At 33.9% G+C, this 1111-nt stretch carries 2 protein-coding genes; one reads left to right on the top strand and one right to left on the bottom strand.

What is annotated here, in order from left to right:
• The coding region (locus NL42_RS18710) for a hypothetical protein (RefSeq protein ID WP_461313890.1) at nucleotides 1-207 on the top strand (207 nt) is incomplete at its 5' end.
• 205 nt (nucleotides 208-412) lie between these two features.
• Here NL42_RS18710 and NL42_RS18705 read toward each other — a convergent pair.
• The coding region (locus tag NL42_RS18705) for a GIY-YIG nuclease family protein (protein WP_461313889.1) at nucleotides 413-1111 on the bottom strand (699 nt) is incomplete at its 5' end.

Here is a 1111-nt window from a genome sequence, read left to right as displayed (position 1 = left end):
ATTAAAATTATGGTGGCAGAACGAAAGGGGGTTCGCAGACTGGAAACAAAGGAACCAGCACACCCGAAGGTGTCCCCCTTCCGCCCTACCGTAGAGAAAAAGGGGGCGAACGAGTTCCCGACACACAAAACAAGAGTTTTGCATATCGACTTTGTTTTCCCGGTCTGCGACAACCGACTGGCAATGTGGCCAGCAGGCAAAGGATAGTGCTCTACCCTATTGCAGTCAAGCATACAAAACGACATTTGCTTTAAAATAGATCATTAAAAAGTAAGGATAAATAATTAAAATTTATTGTTAAATTGGGGTTTATAAATGATGAAATAAAACAGCCTATAGTGAGGCTGTCTTTTGATTTAAGCACGTGTTTGAGATAAGGAGAATTATTAATTTTAGAAAGACTAAATGAGTATTAATTGGAATTGTAGCCAAATCTTCTTGTTAATAACGTATTTTTCCACCAACTTTCTCGACTCAATATAACTTTATCAGCTGTTTTAGCTTTAAAGATATCAAGAATCGAATAATAAAAGTTATCTTCAATATGCTCTAACGGTAATTGCTTTAATTGAAGATTATCTCCATGACGACTTTGGGCATAGTTTTGCCATCTATTAAGAAGCATATTTTCCGCATCCGCTGAACCAACATACTTTTTCCCATTAGAAATATCTGTAATTAAATAAACGGCTTTTTGATTCTGTAAAGCAGTCTTCCATGAGTCTGTTCCGATTACTCTGTTAAGTTCTTTCCAAGACAAATTAACATTTTCATAGCCAGGAAATTTATCTAGAGAACCCTTAGGCAATATTTCAATAACTTTTTTATCAGAAGTATAGTGCTGATGCCAAGATAGAGTAGCTCTACCCCAATCGACTACTAGTCTGAACTTCAGCTCACTAAATTGTGGCATTTCTTCTAGTTCATATTCAAAAAGATTATTTTCACTATGTTTTTCACTTCTGACTTTAAATACACCCCAAAATAAAGATTTTTGTCCTTCTGTACCTAAAAAAGATATTATGTAATCAATATTTTTAAATACATTTTTACTTTGTATTCTCTGATATTCCTCTAGTTCAGTAATATTCAAAAATATATTATCAAAAAG

The organism is Acinetobacter sp. GN11 (assembly GCF_054823985.1).
This window is presented reverse-complemented; position numbering and strand designations above follow the sequence as displayed.